The sequence below is a fragment of the Bacillus sp. SIMBA_008 genome (assembly GCF_046535495.1).
GTDB lineage: Bacteria > Bacillota > Bacilli > Bacillales > Bacillaceae > Bacillus > Bacillus subtilis.
The window spans coordinates 1-239 of sequence record NZ_JAWRWL010001198.1; the positions used below are offsets into that span (position 1 = coordinate 1).

General features: G+C 67.8%; 1 protein-coding gene. It reads left to right on the forward strand.

The window, feature by feature from the left end:
• Window positions 1-239 (forward strand): hypothetical protein (locus tag SB658_RS27240; RefSeq protein ID WP_410603662.1); only part of this gene is annotated, 239 nt, incomplete at both ends.

A 239-nucleotide genomic window follows, 5' to 3' on the forward strand; every position in this document is an offset into this window, starting at 1 on the left:
GATCGTGGGTACGGATCCACCACCTACGCCGCGCGGGTGTTCTTCGGCTTCCTCGTCGGCTTCGTCGCGAAGATCGTGCTCTACATCGTTGCGCTTGTGATCCTGCTCGACGTCGTCTGCGTCGTCGCGGGCGCCGCCTACGGCGCTCTGCTCGCGACCGCCCTCGTGTCACTCGCGATCGACGTCTTCATCGCCAACGGGATCCGCGGACCGGCGGACGAGCGGCTCGCCCGCGAGTC